The 16,491-nt window shown below is 40.8% G+C and carries 12 protein-coding genes; 6 read left to right on the forward strand and 6 right to left on the reverse strand.

What is annotated here, in order from left to right; all coding sequences use genetic code 11:
• Positions 1-217 precede the first annotated feature (217 nt).
• From PAARA_RS18340 to PAARA_RS18355, 3 genes are all read right to left on the reverse strand, one after another.
• Entirely contained in the window at positions 218-2,257 is a 2,040-nt protein-coding gene (locus PAARA_RS18340) for a S9 family peptidase (RefSeq protein WP_062570437.1), read from the reverse strand.
• Between the two features lie 79 nt (positions 2,258-2,336).
• A complete protein-coding gene (locus tag PAARA_RS18345) occupies positions 2,337-3,569 on the reverse strand; it encodes a TMEM143 family protein (protein ID WP_062570438.1) in 1,233 nt (410 codons plus the stop codon).
• 570 nt (positions 3,570-4,139) lie between these two features.
• Positions 4,140-4,784 (reverse strand): hypothetical protein, encoded by a 645-nt coding sequence (locus PAARA_RS18355; RefSeq protein WP_062570440.1) that lies wholly within the window; start codon positions 4,782-4,784, stop codon positions 4,140-4,142.
• 483 nt (positions 4,785-5,267) lie between these two features.
• Here PAARA_RS18355 and PAARA_RS18360 point away from each other — a divergent pair, with 483 nt between their 5' ends.
• Both PAARA_RS18360 and PAARA_RS18365 read left to right on the forward strand, forming a co-directional pair.
• Positions 5,268-6,176, forward strand: a complete 909-nt coding sequence (locus PAARA_RS18360) for a GGDEF domain-containing protein (protein WP_062570441.1) — start codon at positions 5,268-5,270, stop codon at positions 6,174-6,176.
• Positions 6,177-6,234: 58 nt separating this feature from the next.
• Positions 6,235-6,819, forward strand: coding sequence for a YqaA family protein (locus PAARA_RS18365; RefSeq protein WP_062570442.1), 585 nt, complete (start codon positions 6,235-6,237; stop codon positions 6,817-6,819).
• Positions 6,820-6,903: 84 nt separating this feature from the next.
• Here the strand turns inward: PAARA_RS18365 and PAARA_RS18370 are convergent, their stop codons facing one another.
• On the reverse strand, positions 6,904-8,832 hold the full coding sequence (locus PAARA_RS18370; protein ID WP_062570443.1) for a phytase: 1,929 nt from the start codon (positions 8,830-8,832) through the stop codon (positions 6,904-6,906).
• Positions 8,833-8,889: 57 nt separating this feature from the next.
• Positions 8,890-11,190 (reverse strand): TonB-dependent receptor plug domain-containing protein, encoded by a 2,301-nt coding sequence (locus PAARA_RS18375; protein ID WP_062570444.1) that lies wholly within the window; start codon positions 11,188-11,190, stop codon positions 8,890-8,892.
• A 284-nt stretch (positions 11,191-11,474) separates the two neighbouring features.
• Here PAARA_RS18375 and PAARA_RS18380 point away from each other — a divergent pair, with 284 nt between their 5' ends.
• The 4 genes from PAARA_RS18380 to PAARA_RS18395 all read left to right on the forward strand — a co-directional run bounded on the left by PAARA_RS18380 (position 11,475) and on the right by PAARA_RS18395 (position 15,852).
• The gene (locus PAARA_RS18380) at positions 11,475-12,392 is read left to right on the forward strand and encodes a GGDEF domain-containing protein (RefSeq protein ID WP_062570445.1); all 918 of its coding nucleotides are present in this window, start codon (positions 11,475-11,477) and stop codon (positions 12,390-12,392) included.
• Entirely contained in the window at positions 12,376-13,374 is a 999-nt protein-coding gene (locus tag PAARA_RS18385) for an AraC family transcriptional regulator (RefSeq protein WP_062570446.1), read from the forward strand. Before PAARA_RS18380 ends, PAARA_RS18385 begins: the two co-directional genes overlap by 17 nt.
• 85 nt (positions 13,375-13,459) lie before the next feature.
• The gene (locus tag PAARA_RS18390) at positions 13,460-14,812 is read left to right on the forward strand and encodes a magnesium transporter (RefSeq protein WP_062570447.1); all 1,353 of its coding nucleotides are present in this window, start codon (positions 13,460-13,462) and stop codon (positions 14,810-14,812) included.
• 134 nt (positions 14,813-14,946) lie between these two features.
• Positions 14,947-15,852 (forward strand): tetratricopeptide repeat protein, encoded by a 906-nt coding sequence (locus PAARA_RS18395; RefSeq protein ID WP_062570448.1) that lies wholly within the window; start codon positions 14,947-14,949, stop codon positions 15,850-15,852.
• On the opposite strand, the gene PAARA_RS18400 is transcribed toward PAARA_RS18395, so the two are convergent.
• Positions 15,849-16,397, reverse strand: a complete 549-nt coding sequence (locus PAARA_RS18400) for a hypothetical protein (RefSeq protein WP_062570449.1) — start codon at positions 16,395-16,397, stop codon at positions 15,849-15,851. The genes PAARA_RS18395 and PAARA_RS18400 overlap by 4 nt on opposite strands.
• Positions 16,398-16,491: the final 94 nt, after the last annotated feature.

Here is a 16,491-nt window from a genome sequence, read left to right on the forward strand (position 1 = left end):
GAGGACAGGGTATGAATATAAAGTTTAGAGGAATGTCGAAAGTGCGGCTTGAGCGGTTTCATACTTACTTTTAGGTAGTTATAAAGGAGCTAATTTTCACATTTTCTACTCATAAAGTACAATGCGAAAAAGCGCAGTCGATTGGCAGCGTTCAACTTGCGCTTAGTCGTAATTATTTTTAAGCAGGCGCGAGAGCAACGCGCCTGCTCTTAAAAAATTACTTCTGATACTGCTTGAACCACGCAAGTGTGTATTCAATTTTTGAGATCATACGTGAAGGGCGACCTGCAATCCCGTGAGGTGAACCAGGTACACGAATAAGCACGGTATCTACTTTTTGCAGTTTTAGTGCTTGATAGAATTGCTCTGATTCTGAAATAGGCGTACGGCGGTCTTCTTCACCTGTCATAATAAGTGATGGCGTGGTCACGTTACCCACTAATGAAAGCGGTGAACGTTTCCAATAGTGCTCAACATTGTCCCAAGGCATACCCGGAAATTGGTTACGAATTTGGCCAATATAGCTGTCGGCTGTCAGGGTTTTACTTAACCAGTTGATCACCGGTTTAGTAATCGCCGCAGCATTAAAGCGGTTTGTTAAACCAACTGCATAAGCCGTTGCAATACCACCCGCTGAACCACCAGCAATAAACAGGTTATTTTTATCAATAAAGCCCTTTTCAATCATCGCATCAACCGCTGAGTTATGATCGGCAAAATCTTCCTCTGAGCTGTATTTACCATCAAGTAATAGCGCAAAGTCTTTACCATAACTTGTTGAGCCACGGTAATTTACATACACAACTACGTAACCTTCTGCGGCATAGCGTTGTAACTCAGCGGTAAAACTTGGGCCATACGCAAGGTGCGGGCCGCCGTGAATTTCAACCATCAGTGGGTATTGTTTGTTTTCATCAAAATCAGGAGGGGTGATATACCAACCTTGGATTGCTTGGCCATCGAACTGAGACTTCACATTCAGCTCGTGTACTTTACCAAGCTTTTTATGGCCTAATACATCTTCATTTAATGACGTAAGAGTTTTGCTTTTACCTTTGTAAAGATAACCTAGATCAGCAGGGCGGTATTCACTGCCTGTTGTAAAAGCAATGGCCCCATTATTTGCCATACTAAAACTACCACTAATATACGGGCGGCCAATTGATGTACCCGAGAGTGTGTCTGTTAAGTCAGTGACTTTGCCACGACTTGAGACCTTAGCCAGTTTACGCTTACCAAAGTCATCATACTGAATGATAAAATCGCCATCTCCAGACCACTTATAGTCTGCAACTGAGCGGTCTAGCTCCTTGGTTATATGGTTGACTGACTTATCGTCTAAATCAAGCATTGAAAGGGTTGAATTAATGTAAGGCACAGGGGCATTGTCGCGAGCGATAAATGCAAGCTCGTCGCCATCTTCACTATAATGAGGATTGGTTTCTCGCCCTGGTTGGTCGGTTAGCTGAGTTAGTTCCGCTGTGTTGATATTAATTTCGTAAAGATCAGACTCGGTCGTACGGTATTCCCATTCACTATTTCGATCTGCTGAAAACGCGAGTTTTGTATTATCAGGGCTCCATGCGAGTGGACCACGATGTTGATAGTCGCCCGTGGTTAGTTGACGAGGTGTGCCACCTGATACAGGAATAACAAATACATGTCGGTAGGCAGGTTCAAGCATACCCGCACCATCCGCTTGATAACGTGCTTTCTCGATTACTTTTACAGGTTTTGACCAGTCTGCGCCTTTTGGTTTTTTAGGGAGTTTGACCGATTTAGCAAAGGCTGTTTTGCCTTCTGGGATATTCATTGTAAAGGCGATTTGCTCTGAGTCATGAGACCAAGTTAAATTGCCAACTGATTTTGGAAGCTGAGTTAAGAGGGCTTGTTTGTCTTGCGCTAACCAATAAACATGTAATTGATTAGAACCACTTACATTACTGGTAAAAGCAATTTTTTTGCTATCCGGTGACCAAGTCGGTTGGCTGTAACTGTGTTCATCAGCGAAAAGAGGAGTGTGCTGACCTGATTTTAGATCGTATAGCCAAAAGCTACGTTTATTACCATCTTTCATGATGTCGTAGCCGCTGCGTACGTAGACAATTTTTTTCCCATCAGGACTAATTTGTGGGTCGCCAGCGTACTCTAATTGAAAGATATCCTCAGAAACAAACTTGTCGTTTGCATAAACAGGGGCCGTATTTGCAGCACATAGCAAGCTGGCCCCGATTATCATTGTTTTTTTAAATTGCATGGTATGGTCTTTTTTATTTGGAAAATTTCATCCTAGAAGTAGACTTTTATTCACGCAAGCTCAATGAGATAAAGTAGCATTAACCAAAGGTGAAAAATCCATCCCAGCGCGCATCTAAACGTTGCTTTGCTGTTTTTAAATCAACCGCTTGATATAAACCTTGGGTTTCTTCAACAAGGTTGAGCTTGACGAGTTTGCTAAGTGCATCGTCAATTTCAAAGTCGAGTTGGCATTGCTGAGTGCTGTAAAACCATGCTTCAATGCGCTGATCTAATTGGACTGAGCTAATTGCTTCATCTGCTTTGAGTAAAAACGTATAAGCGAGCAGAGCTTCTTTTACATCTTCCTCTTCGGCTGCATCTACTAAGGTATGAAAAACGCCCGCATTGTTGTCGAGATTTTTAAAATATAAGTTATCTGCCAAGGCTTTCATAAAGCGAATTTTACGGTTTTTAAACTTGCTCCATTCCTTAAAAATAAAGCTGCCAAATACACCCATACCAATGGCAAAAGTAATAAAGTGCTGTTGGCTCATGTGCACTTCTTCGCTGCGCCAGCCTCCCCAAAAAGCAATCATGGCAATTAACAGTAAAATAGATGCACCTAATTTAGTAACCAATACCACAGTTCCGCCTACCAAAGCTGAAGAGCCAATAATAAGTTTATCGATAGGGCGCATTTTCACTTCGCTATTCGGAAATAGCATTTCCAAGTCAGCTTTTGGAACATTCTGAAATAGCTTAACAATGGTTGAGCTAGGCTCAAAACCCATAGGCTTTTTGCCCTTCTCTAAAAAATATTGTTCATCTTTGAAGCGAATGAATATGGCAACGCGATCGTAATTAGTAAACTGAACTTGCTTTTTTCTTAAGCCCCACCAAGTACGTAGCGTTTCTGTTTTTTGAGATTCTCCACGGCGATAGAACACCACTTCGGCAAAGTCAGCAAACTCCACAGCTAAACGTACTTTAAAAAGCGATTCTTCATTAAGTGCTTCTTGTAAGTCCTGATTGGTGATGGTTTCATAATTTGCTGCGTTAAGCACAGTGGCAAACTGTTGCGCGAATTTAGCTTGGTGCGCTTTACGTGTTTTATCGTCAATCGGGTTTAACAAACGTGTGTCTGCATTGGGATCAAACGGGGCATAGTTATTTTTTAATGACTCTAATAAGTCATGGTATTGGTAATGAATAACACTTTGCAAAATAGTCGAAAATTCAGCGAATGACTGATGATCCTCTTCATTTAGGTAGGCTTGGCACAGGGTGATGATGTCGTATTTACGAAAAGGAATAAAGCGAGCGTTCGTCATTACTAAATAGCGTGTTATTAAATATGCTTGGCATCATAAAAAAATAATCACGTAAATGCGATATTTTAAACTGAATAAGGCTTAACTTGGGCTGTTGGAGTCTGAAAGCTAGGTATGTGCTGTGAGTTACAATAACTATAGACTATCTATAATTATGTTAAAAAAAATGCTTAAAATTGTTTTTACAGGTGTTTTTCACTTAGTGACGTTTGCGGTAAAGTGGTGAACTAACCGCAAACCAGAGTAAAGCGAAAAATGTCCTGATGATAAACATTTAAGCTCTACTTATTTCGCTTCACAACAGACGGGATTGCCCAAAAAAGTAAACAAATTAAAATAAAAAGTGAAATTGCTAAGTATATATTTTCAAAAGATACCCAACATAGGAATGCAATTATAGCCGCAATATAAAATACAAATTGCTCTACAAATGCGTAAAACACTTTTAATGTATTTTGAAAAAAAACCTTCATTTACAAAGCCCCTTTAGATCAATGTTTTCAGGACGAAGACAAAACTCTGATACAGGCACTGGTGCGGGGGAAAGATCTGTTAACGCATTCATTTCTATTAGTGAATTTTCTGCTTTTTTAGTAGCTCCAACTCCTCCTTTGATAGTTTATAGCCTGCTATACTTGGATATGGTGTTGGTCCATTCGGTCGCCCAGTGAGAATTGACTGGATTACGTGCTCTATTTTTTTGTGACCCGTGACCACTGATTTTATAGCAGCTCCATAACTCGCCAATGTAAAATTCGATAAGCTGATTACTCGGTTTGCATTTTTAGGTAACTTTTTATTACCAATTCGCCCTCCTGTACTTGCATAGTTAGTAAAAGTACCGCCAGCAAAACGACCTAATATATCCGCTTTGCGATTTTTCAGGTTATAAACCAATACGTCATAAAGAATGTCTTTGCTTACACTATCTTTTGCTAGGTTTAGTATTTGAGCTAGTTGATTTGCCGCTATTTGTGCTTGCACTTTTCTAGAATGGCCCAATATACCCAATTGCATTTGGATTTGTAACAATCCAATCCACCAAGTGATTGGGTGATTATAGGCGCCTTTGATAAATCTATGCCAAGCTAGCTCATTTCCATACTTGTACGAGTTAATTAATCTCTCAACCTCTTTTGGGTCAGCCTTTTGTAGATTCTCAACAAATATTTGCGCATCTCTTTTTCCCTGAGCATCCAATCTAATATTGGTCATTTTCTTTCCTTTTTTAATGATTGATGACTAGCCTTAAAACTGCTGTACTTTTATGTGTCCTATCGATTTTGTTAGTTGACAAACGTTCTCGGTGTGCTCGTTATAGATCTAGTTTTTGCTTGTTTTGTAATTTTGCTAAATCTTGCACACGTCGATACACCGAGATGAGTATTTAAAACAGCAAGTATTAGCACTCACTTAAACAAATTAGCAGTATTGTTTATCAATAACAATGAGATTATGTTCGTTAGAAATCGAGCATGCAAGACAGCTGTGCCATAAGCAATATCTACAAGCGCTAAGCAGATCCCTTTAAGCTTATTGGTTCTACTTTAGGTAATTTAAATCATCCTGAAGGATTGCTTTTAGATTAATTACTCCATTCCAAATACTGTTTTTATCTGAAGATTATTGCAATTTTCTGTACTTATTTTTGCTCTTTGTTACTGTTTTACTCACTTGTCGTCATGGTGGTTGTGCTTGATGAAAAAAACAATGATACCAGTAGAGGGCGGTGTTAATTCACCACCGGCTTCAAAACGATTAAAACAATGCTTTATTAGCCTATTCATTATTACTCTGTTGGGTATTGTTGTTGGTTATTTGTCGATTTACCATCACCTCGAAGCAGACATTTACATAAATGGTGTACTCTCTGATGTTATCAACTTACTAATTCTGATTTTTATCTTTTCGTTTGTGCAAACCTCGGCAGTTGTCAAAGTCAGTTATCTATTTCTCAGTAGTGGTATATTTCTATGGAGTATCGGCTTAACGTTTGATTTTTTAGATGAGTTTGTTTATCAGCCTAAGTGGATAGGTATTTACGTTGAAGACATGTTTAGAACAATCGGTATGCTTATTACGGGAGCAGGGCTTTTTTTGGCGCTATCAGATCTCTCTAAAGCATATAAAAAGTTAGCTGACGAACTCAAAACAGATGTACTAACCAAGGCTTATAACCGCCGCTATTTCTATCATTTCATGCAGCAAAACCAAATAAAAAAGCATAGTCTGGCAATAGTGGACATTGACCACTTTAAAGCAATCAACGATCAATATGGGCATGACGTGGGCGATCAAGTGTTAATTGATTTTGTTGATAGATGCCAGCAGAAGCTAGACCCTGCGATTTTATTTGCCCGAATCGGAGGTGAGGAGTTTGCCCTTTTTATACCTACAGATGATGTGTTACAGCTAAAGCAAATATGTGAACAATTAGTGTGCTTAGCAAATAATGTAATGGTTACGTCTAATAAAGTATTAAGCGTGAGTGTAGGCTCCGCGACAAAGCGTCATGCAGAGACTTTTGGCTGTACGATGAAGCGTGCCGACCAAGCGTTGTATAAGGCTAAAAATGCAGGGCGAGGACGCTATAGCCACTCTTTGTAAGGGACGGTTAAGGATTTTTGCTGTACGCTAAAACGAACACGACTCTTAAGGATAGATGATGGCAATAGGAAAAAAGCTTAAGCAAAAAACACGGCAGTTTGTTGATTCTAAACATATGCTTAAATCGATTACGGTGGCATCCTTTTTAGAGTCAACCATAGTGCCCATCCCGTTAGAAGCGGTGCTTGTTCCTTTAATGCAAGCGCGCCGTGAAAAACTCTGGCTTATTGCGCTAATGGCGACTGTTGGTTGTATTATTGGTGCAGTATTTGGCTATGCCTTGGGTTATTATTTGTTTGATATTGTTGGCGATTGGGTCATAAATACCTTTTCGAATCCAGAGCAGTTCGAACAAGTGAAGCAAAAAATGCAGTCACAAGGTTTTTGGTTTGTTTTAACGTTAGGTATTGTGCCCATTCCGTTTCAGATTGCGATGCTCGCTGCTGGCGCCACGAAATACTCCATTGTATTGTTTTTATTAGCGACGGTTATTGCCCGCTCAATACGGTATTTTGCTTTAGCTGTCGTAGTATATTATGCGGGTAATCAAGCTGAACGTATTATTCAAAAGCATAAAACCAAAGCGTTGGTAGGTATCTCTATTCTGGTCTTGTTGCTTTGGTGGTTAAGTACACTGATTTAATCCCTACCGCTTGATTTGCTGTAAATTATAGAAATAAAAAAGGTGCTGAGTTACCTCAGCACCTTCCTAAGTTCTGCAACTTCATTATTTAAGTGCTTTTTTTACTTCACGCCAGTCAATAATTTTAAAGTTTTGCGGCGCTTGTGGCATTCGGTTATACCCATCTTGCACTATGAGTACACCTTCAGGGTAACCAGGTAAAGAGGCAGATGTAACGGTTAAGCCATCAGTTTCTGATACACCGTCAATGGCTTGTTCAAGGTTATTGCTTATTGCAAATTTACCTGAAAATTCAAGGCTTGGTGTATTGCCATCAATTATTTTATAAAGCACATATGTATAGTCGCCTTGGCTAGAAACCACTAAATAACGTGCATCTTTAGCGTGGTAAATTTCCATTCCTTCGATATCATCCACCAGCATATCGTTCACAGTTTGTAGCATGACAGGTTTATTTCCTGCTGTTGGCTCAGCACCAATAAACCAAATACCTTCGTCTTCTTCGCCTAAAAATAACTGTGCGGTTTTATCATCAGCACTACAACCCTCAGGTTGGCTTGGAACACTAAATTCACGTACTAGTTGTGCTGATACACCCTCATTATTACCAGTTAGTTTATATTGTTGAAAAAGCCCCGATTTATCATTCATAAACACATAGTTGCCTGTGTTTGATGAATACATACACATACCGTAGATTTCAGTGAGTGAGGTAGGCAGTTCAGCAAGGTGTTGCACCCGATTGTTGGTATCGACGGTATACACACTAATGCTGTTATAAGTACGATTACTGCCTGCTATCCACGTATTTGTAGAGTTATCAATACTTGAATGTTGGCGTACATCTACATTATTTAATCGGCCTGTTTCCAATGCTTGTAGTTCTTTGCCTGCAAGGTCGTATACCATCAAGCCACGACGTTTATCGGTGCCTAAGATCAGGCTTTTTTCTGCATTATTAGGGTTAACCCAAATTGCAGGATCATCGGCGGCATCACCAAAAGCACGCACTGCATCGGTTTGTGCCTGTGCATGAATATAACTAATAGCCGTTGTTTTAGCCTTATTTTGCTGCTCAGGCAGGGCGTCGATTTGCCCTTTAAGGTAATGACCAGATTCATCATCGTAAAGCACGATATCGGCTTGATTGCTGTTAAAGCGTATTGCAGCAGATTCGATTGCAAATTCATCTGCAAATTGCCAACTGTTAAAGCGCTTTGTTTTGCTCTCAAGACGGTGCAATTGGTTATTTTCTGAGGTCGTGAACCATAAGCTACCGTCACTTGTTGTTGTTAAACCGCCGACCTCTGGGGCTAAAGTGCCAAATGGTGCCATCATAGCAAGGGGTTTTTTATCGGCACGAGATTCGGCATCAGCGTTAATTTGCCAAATACCTACTTCGCCTTCACTTACATAAAGGGTTTTACTGTTATCATTAACTGCACAGCCTGATGTTTCACTAACCCCTGCAAATTCGCGCAATTCAATATTTAATGAGCGCTTATTTTCAATATCAAACACTAAGGTTTCGCGAATAAGTCCGCGAGCATCTGCTACAAACGCCGACACAGCTTGAGTCGTTGGGTTTGCAAATAAGCACACTGCCTCTGGTTTTGCTTTTGGTGGTGTAATACGGCTAATTTCAGTTAACTGCCATTTCGGTGTTTTTTGTAAGCTAAAAATAACCGCTTGGTCGGCTTCGTTATCAATACTTGCAACGAGGTAGTTATTATTATTGATTGATTTAACAGATAAGGCTTCAAAATTCCCTTTTTTAAGAATATGCGTAGCGCCTTTCGCATCTATCAGTTGTAAGCCTTGGCTTTGTGAACTTAATAGCCAAGCGTCATCAGCAAGGGCTGCTGCTTGTGAGCCTTGCATATTTTCGGTTGCGCCAAAGGCAGTTAATTGGTTTTTACTTGGTGCCTCGGTTGCTGTTGTTTGGCTACAGGCTGCGAGGGTGCTTAGTAATATTGCACTGGCAACAAGGTTTAGTGGTTTTGTAAAATTCATGGGATCCCCAACTATAAAATAAGGCAGCAGTGAGCTGCCTTAATCACTCTTTGTGTATTAAAACGCGTAGCGCAGCATTAACTGAATGACTGGGCCTGCTTCTTCAGATTCCAGTTCGTATTCGTCAAAGTCGCGGTTGATTTGATCATCAACAGTGTCGAACTTGTTAAAGCTCTCGTCTTTACTTGCATCTAGTAGGTTTGAGCCTACTAAACGAAGCGTGACGTCTTGCCAGCGTTTTTCTACGAATACTTCAAGGTCTGCACCGTAGTGTGTAGTCACTTCTTCACCCACGATACGGCCATAAGCATCTCCTTGTTTACGGTAAGTTGCACCGAATGAAGCGCCTAAATCAGGTAGGTCTTGAATAAAACCAACGTTAAAAACATAGTCAGATTGGTCGTTAAATTTACGGCTACCAAAGGCGTCATCTACTTCTGAATCAAGCCATGAGTAGTTAAAAAACACCCCTGTGTTTGGCATGCTAAGGGCCGAAAGAGGCGTTGATAAGTCAAGTTCAACCCCTTTCACAGTACCATCACCTGTGTTACGTGGTTGCAATATATAGGTGCCTTCGCCTTCTGAGCCTTCTACGCCAGTATTAGCAATTTCAATCAGGTCAGAAACATCACGGTAGAATACATTGAGTCCTACTACGCCGCTTTTGCCTAAGCGATACTCATAACCAAGGTCCATACCCCACGATGATTCTGGCTGAAGGTCTGGGTTACCTAAAAAGTCGTTATCACCTAATTCTTTTTCAAGTAGAGCAGGGGTGATGTAATCAAAATCTGGGCGGCGAAGGCTGCGTGCAACTGAGGCACTTACACGGCCGTTTTCAGAAACGTTGTAGCGTAAATGGGCTGACGGTAAGAAAAAGTCGTAGTCATTGTCTGCTGTTACACCTTCAGTTTTATCGGTAATGTTTGAGTCGGTTGACTCATAACGCACACCCATTTCCCACGAGAAATCTTGATCTTCGTGTTTTACCAGTGCAAACACATCTAAGCGGTCTTCTTCAAGTGTATTTACACCGCCAGCCGCTGCTTCAAACTCGTTGTTAAAGCCTGCCAGCGACAGTGGGGTTTTGCTGAACTGATCCCAGCTTGCAAAGTTTTGTTCGCTTTCCCCTTCGGCTTGATAAACCGCCGTATCACGTTCTTTACCTTGTAAAAACGCACCAAATTGAATGGTTTTATTTTCACCCGCAAATAGGCTGTGTTGCCATTGCAATGACCACTCTTTATCGTCGATATCAACGGTTTCTTCCTCTTCTTCGAATACCATAGGAAGTTTAGAGGTATCAATTTCTACTTCTTGTTCGTACACAGACTCTTCAAAGCGTGCAAACCCTAATTTGAATTTACTGGTGCCACCAAAAAGTGGTAGCTCATAGCCTGAGTTAATGTTGTAGTTGGTTTGATCAATGTAAGATACATTGGCATTGTCGGTTTCAAGATTCCCCCCTTCAACAATCGAATTGCTGGTGGCGGTTGGGTCGTCGTATTCAAATGAACGTTCATCTTCTGTTCGGTCTGTATCAACCCAAATAGCGCTTATATCGAATTTACTGCCATTATCAAAGGCGATTTCGTAGCTGGCATTGAGTGAGGTATCGTCACCGTCGCGGGTGTCGGTTTGATCTTCGCGGTTATCAAACTCTTCCGTTTGATAATTGGCGTTATTTTCAGGGCTGTCGCCATAGCGTCGGCTTGATTTTTGTTTTGGGTTATAACGGCCTTGTAAGTTTGCGCCAAGTAATAAGCGACCACCTGCAAATTCAGTACCGTAAACGCCTGCAAAGCTTTCTTTTAATTCGCCATCATCATAACGTAGGCCACCCGCACGCAAATAACCACCATCTAAACTGTAGCCATCACGAAGAACGATGTTTAGTGTACCTGCAATGGCATCGGCTGAGCGGTTTGCACTTGATGCACGAATAATTTCTACACGCTCAATGAGCTCTGCAGGAATGCGGTCAACAAAAAATGAGCGGTCTGCACCTGCGCCTGGCACTTCTTCGCCATTAATAAGCACCTTAGTATAAGCAGGGCTCAAGCCTCGCATACGTGCTCCATCTGATTCTAAAACGTCAGACAAAAACGTCACACTTGGTACACGCTTCAATGCGTCACCTGCGGTAAGTGGCTCAAAACGCTGGAAGTATTCTTGCGAATACTCAAGTGTGGGGGCAAGTTCTTGTGAACGGTTGCGATAACCAATTTCACCATACACAACAAGCTCTTCTGAGACTTTTACTTTTTTTTCATCTGCCGTTTGTGCATCTTGTGCATAGGCACCGAATTGGCATAAGGCGAGAGCGCTGACTAACGCCTTCGTTTTAAATTGTTTCATGGGGTTGCTCCTGATTGTCCTTGGTTTGGAGAGCAAACTACCCAGCTTAAATGACGCAAATGTGACAAAAAACCGCTAACAACCAGTAAAAACAAGCAATTAAAGGTGTTTTGAAAGCATTTTGAGCTGCAATCACCCCATTCAATTAAAGTAAATACAACGCTGAAAGGGGTTAAAAAGGGAGCATTGTCGTTTTGCTGTCACATCATTGAGCTAATATGACCCTGCTGCTTTAAATGCTAACGGGTTAGCATGGCAGTGTGATTTATTGTTAGGTATAGAAAATGCGATTTAACCCTTTTACTCATCATCGATTGTTAACCAATGTTGTGATTGCCCTGTTTGTAATTGCATTTTTGCTAAGCGCACAAGCAGGGGAGTTAAAACCACTTGCCGACATTGCATGGTTAGATATTTTAGGTGAAGGTGGCATTGTGTTGATGACACTGACATGGATTGCAGCACTGCTTATTTCAAGGCCTCCCAGTAAAGTCACCAGTTTTTTAGTTTTGGGGCTTGGGCTTTTTATGTTTTCAGCTTCTCTCGATTTATTTGATGAATGGCTGCATCAGCCCACTAATACTTGGCTTACTTGGATCGAATCTTTACCTGCCCCTGTAGGGATGATTTTTACAAGCATTGGTCTCTATCAATGGCACAAAGAGCAATATGTATTAAATCGCCAACTAAAACGTCGTGAAGCAATGCATCGCGAGCATGAGTTAGTGTGCTCGATAACAGGGCTTTACAAAGCCAATTATTTGCAAAGCGTTCTGAAAGATCAATTAACCGTGCCACAACCCTTGCAGTTGGCGGCAATTGATATTCGAGACTTTTCAAACTTTAACGCTGAATTTGGCTTTATGGAAGGCGATCGCTTATTGAGCGAAGTAAGCGAGCTGGTGTTAATGAACTGTCGCTTGAGTGATGTTGTGTGTCGCTATGCAGGTGACTGTTTTATGGTGTTGATGCCAAATACAACTGAACAGCAAGGCAAAGAGTTGGTAACGCAAATAATCGCCGCGCTGACACATTGTGCTTTTAAAGTTGAAGGCGCTAAACAGGCTAAGTTTCAACATGTTTCGTCTGCTTTAGTGAGCCGAAAACAAGATGATTCAGCGCACAGTTTGAGCGCTCGCTTACATACCCAGTTACAACAACAAAAACAACAAAGAGTGAGTCATAGTGAAGCCGTATCTTAATCAAGATGACAAATACCTCACTGCACAGGGGCTTATTACCACGCTAGTAGAGCTTGCTTTGAGTCGTGGAGTGGAGCTTCATAAATTGCTTAGAGGCACAGGGGTGTTTGAGCAAGACTTAATGAGCGTGCAACATCAGTTTAGTATTTCACAGCAAGTACGTTTACTGGCTCAATTTAAGGTGTTGATGAAATCCGCTGACAGTGGGTTTTTGCTTGGCAGCCAGCTTGCTAACGATACCTCCGTTGCCGCCCAAGGCGTACTGCAAAGCCAAAGTATTGGTCAGGCACTTAAGCAATTACACACATTGCGTATGCAATTGGCTCCGTTGTTGTTTAGTTATAGTTATCTACACAATGAGCAATATCATATTGTGCTGCAAAACGCTGTCGGCCTTGATGATGAAATGAGCCAATATGTTATGGAAATTTACAGTGCAGCGTTTTATCAAACCCTTAAAAAAGTAGCGGGCGAGCGCATTCATTGCCAATTTGACTTTGCTTATAAACGTGCCAGACATAGCCAAGAATACGAGCAACATCTAGGCTTAAAAGTCGCTTTTGAAAAGTCAATAACGCAATGGATATTAAATAAAGAAGTATTGCGAATGGAAAATCCTGCTTTTAGTAGTTTTCGTTTTTCGCAAATTAACTCACAGCTTGCAGCATACAATTATGCCAATAAAACGTTTGTCGAGGCTGTAGGGCGATTAATTTATCAAAATCCTGCTCTTAACTTAGATCAAGTGGCTCATGTTTTTGCCATGAGCTCTGCAACCTTTAAACGTAAACTTAAAGCGCATAATGTGCGTTTTTCAACATTGTATGATGAGCAAAGTAAGCGTAAAGCGATTTACCTGCTTGCCATGCGTAAGCAATGTAATGAGCAAGTGGCTATGCGCTTATCGTTTTACGATATAGCAAACTTTAGGCGTGCGTTTAAACGCTGGACAGGGATCACCCCAAGCCAATTAAAAATTTAGTTTAAAAATAAATTTATTGAGTAGCAGTTATTTTTATAAAGCTAGGTTAGACTGTTGTTATTGATGTATTTAACCGAGTTTGCAGATGATTGAATACCCTGTTGACCAACTTCCGCAGCTCATTGATGAGCTACTACAGTGTGATACCACCACCCGTAAAAACAAGTTACTTGCTGATGCCAAAGAAAAACTCTCTACAGAGCATCTTTCGCTTTTATTTGAAGCCTTACCAAAAGAACAGCGTTTAGAGATATGGCAGCTACTTGATGAAGATACACAACACGAAATTTTCATTAATTTAGGTGGCGATAGTTGTCGTTGGCTATTACAAAGCTTAGATGAAGCTGAGGGGTTTAAGTTACTTGATGAAGTCAGTGTTGAAGAGTTACTTGAACTGGAAGAAATCATTCCTGAGCGGTTTGTTGATTATGCCCGTCGCCAACTCGATGAAGTTCAAACAAAACAATATGAGTTAGCACAACAATATAATCCAGAGCAATTAGGTCACTGGTTAGATTTTGATGCCTTAAAAGTGTCGGAAAAGCTTACCGTGGCAGGTGCCCGTAAGATTTTTCAAAAAGGGTTACCGCAATATACCGAAGTAATTTATTTAGTGAGTCGCAAAGGCACATTGATAGGTGAAGTGGCAATCAATGCTCTATTTAAAGCCAACGATAACGACAGCTTACTTGATTATGCGAACCTTGATGTGTCGGCTTTGCATGCTGATGATGACCTATATGAAGCTGCTGAAGTGGTTATTCATAGCGAAAAAATGGCCATGCCGGTGGTGAATGCCGACAACAAACTGCTAGGCCGCTTATCAGTGTCATCGGCGTATGAATTACGCCAAGAAGTAACCGACGAAGCCGCTGCTAAAGCGGGTGGTCTTCGTGAAGACGAAGACCTGTTCTCAAGCGTAACAAAGTCTGCAAAAAACCGCGGTATTTGGCTAGGTATTAACTTGGCTACTGCGTTTTTAGCCTCTTGGTTTATCGGCTTATTTGGTGCGACCATTGAACAGGTTGTAGCACTTGCGGTACTGATGCCTGTGGTTGCGTCGATGGGCGGAATTGCAGGAAGCCAAACGTTAACGGTTATTGTGCGCGGTTTAGCACTAGGTCAGGTGACAGACTCTAACCGCAGAGCACTATTGAAAAAAGAACTTAGGGTTGGTGCATTAAATGGATGTGTATGGGCGTTTGTAATTGGTGTGCTCACTTACTTCTGGTTTAACGACGGAATGCTGAGTTTAACCATTACGATTGCCATACTATTAAACTTAGTTGCTGCATCACTATCAGGTGTGGTGATCCCATCTATTTTGGATAAGCTTAAGATAGATCCTGCACTTTCGGGCTCCGTTATTTTGACTACAGTCACTGATATTGTCGGCTTTGTAACGTTCCTTGGTTTGGGTAGTTTACTGCTACTTTAGCGTCAAAAATAAACAAGAAGCCTTTATAAAGGCTTCTTGTTTAATTACATTTGTAACAATAAATTAAAAATATACTGTCAAAATTCATTCTTTTTTGTTACTTTTTATATGTGTACTCACTGAGAAAGTAGTGAATGAAAAATAGATTAATGCTGTTATTACTCGGTTTGTTGTCTTTTCAGAGCAGTGCTTCTGAAAACTTCAGTGACCATGAGGTTTATTGTGCGCAGCGAAAGCAATTAAGTTGCCTAGACTATATAAACCTACAGCTTAAAAACAGTGAGTTTCATTCAGACCGTTGGTATGAAATTAAGTCTTATCAGTTTGATTATTATTATGATCAAATGGACTTTCTTCCTTTAAAAGAACATACCGAACCTTTCATTCAAACTCCCGAACTACCTGAAGTATTTCAAGTTCAGGTGTACTTTTATTACGCTAAATCAATGCATTACCTCGGGGAGCACGAACTAGCTCAAAAATATGCAACGAAAGCGTTTGAAAAGCTACAGGCTATTTTTGACTCGTTTGGTAACCCAATGCGCATGGTTGAATTGGCAAATTTACAGCATGTATTTGGTAATAAAGAAACGGCTTTACAAATTCTTGATAAAGCCGAGCGTCGATTTGGTAAGAGCAAAGACCCTATTTTTCATTTTGAGTTGTCATCAAACAAAGCCCATGTATTTCATTCTTTGGGTGATTTAGAGAGTGCTTTGATCAGTAGAGAGGCCGCAGTTGACTGGATTTTAAAGACCAGTCATGCCCGTAAAATAACCCTTGCACTAGGGAACCTGGCACGGACTCATCAATTATTGGGGCATTACTCAAAAGCAGAACGCTATTATCAACAAGCACTTGAGTATATGAGTGAATCAGCTGATCAACTTATTTTTGCTATCTATAAGTTACGTTTAGCCGAGCTAAACTGGCAAGCAGGTAAACATGAGCAAGCTGTTAAGTGGTTTAAGCAAGTGCATAAAGAGGATATTCGTCAAACGCATACCGCTCTTTATACACAGCTTAAAAGCGCGCTTTAGATAGAGTAAAAACAGCCTGATTTTTCAGCTTCGCCTGGCGCTAAAATTTGCAAATGAGTCGATTCACCCTGCTGCATCATAGGTTTCATAGCCTCATCAAATAACTTAGCCGCTTTTTCCATTTGTTTAGCTTGCTCATTTAACGCTTTAAAGTCGGCATCATGAGAAGCAATGAGCGAATCAAGTTTATGAGTTAATTCATCTTGCTCTTTTAATAAATCTTTGTTGATTCTTAAGTGGTCTTCGTCTTCTACCACGGCCTTTTCTGTAATTGCTTCTATTTGCTGTGAATATTCTGTGACTTGCTGCTCCATATCAGTTAAGGGCAACTCCAGTGATTCAAGTTTTTCTTGCTCACGCTTTAATTGTTGATAAGCGGCGATTTGCTCATTGTTTAACGTGCCTTCATGCACTTTTTTACAGTCCTTAAAGGTGATAACACGGTAGTTGTTATCGTCAATTGTTGCGCTTGCGTTAGAAAGACCAATACAGGCAGTGGTGGCTGCGGCTAATAGAGCTGATGCTGTGATGCGTACTAAATTCATAATGCTGTCCTTAATGGGTTACGTTATTAAGTTAGTCGCAGCAAGTGTGAAAAAAGTTGGTTAAACGAGTTATATTTTTATAAGGAAGCGGTGC

Source organism: Pseudoalteromonas arabiensis, assembly GCF_001550155.1.
Taxonomy (GTDB): Bacteria; Pseudomonadota; Gammaproteobacteria; order Enterobacterales; family Alteromonadaceae; genus Pseudoalteromonas; species Pseudoalteromonas arabiensis.

Coding starts and splice junctions, on each gene's coding strand:
- PAARA_RS18340 (WP_062570437.1), bottom strand. CDS start 2,257: ATGCAATTTAAAAAAACAATGATAATCGGGGCCAGCTTGCTATGTGCT.
- PAARA_RS18345 (WP_062570438.1), bottom strand. CDS start 3,569: ATGACGAACGCTCGCTTTATTCCTTTTCGTAAATACGACATCATCACC.
- PAARA_RS18355 (WP_062570440.1), bottom strand. CDS start 4,784: ATGACCAATATTAGATTGGATGCTCAGGGAAAAAGAGATGCGCAAATA.
- PAARA_RS18360 (WP_062570441.1), top strand. CDS start 5,268: ATGAAAAAAACAATGATACCAGTAGAGGGCGGTGTTAATTCACCACCG.
- PAARA_RS18365 (WP_062570442.1), top strand. CDS start 6,235: ATGGCAATAGGAAAAAAGCTTAAGCAAAAAACACGGCAGTTTGTTGAT.
- PAARA_RS18370 (WP_062570443.1), bottom strand. CDS start 8,832: ATGAATTTTACAAAACCACTAAACCTTGTTGCCAGTGCAATATTACTA.
- PAARA_RS18375 (WP_062570444.1), bottom strand. CDS start 11,190: ATGAAACAATTTAAAACGAAGGCGTTAGTCAGCGCTCTCGCCTTATGC.
- PAARA_RS18380 (WP_062570445.1), top strand. CDS start 11,475: ATGCGATTTAACCCTTTTACTCATCATCGATTGTTAACCAATGTTGTG.
- PAARA_RS18390 (WP_062570447.1), top strand. CDS start 13,460: ATGATTGAATACCCTGTTGACCAACTTCCGCAGCTCATTGATGAGCTA.
- PAARA_RS18395 (WP_062570448.1), top strand. CDS start 14,947: ATGAAAAATAGATTAATGCTGTTATTACTCGGTTTGTTGTCTTTTCAG.
- PAARA_RS18400 (WP_062570449.1), bottom strand. CDS start 16,397: ATGAATTTAGTACGCATCACAGCATCAGCTCTATTAGCCGCAGCCACC.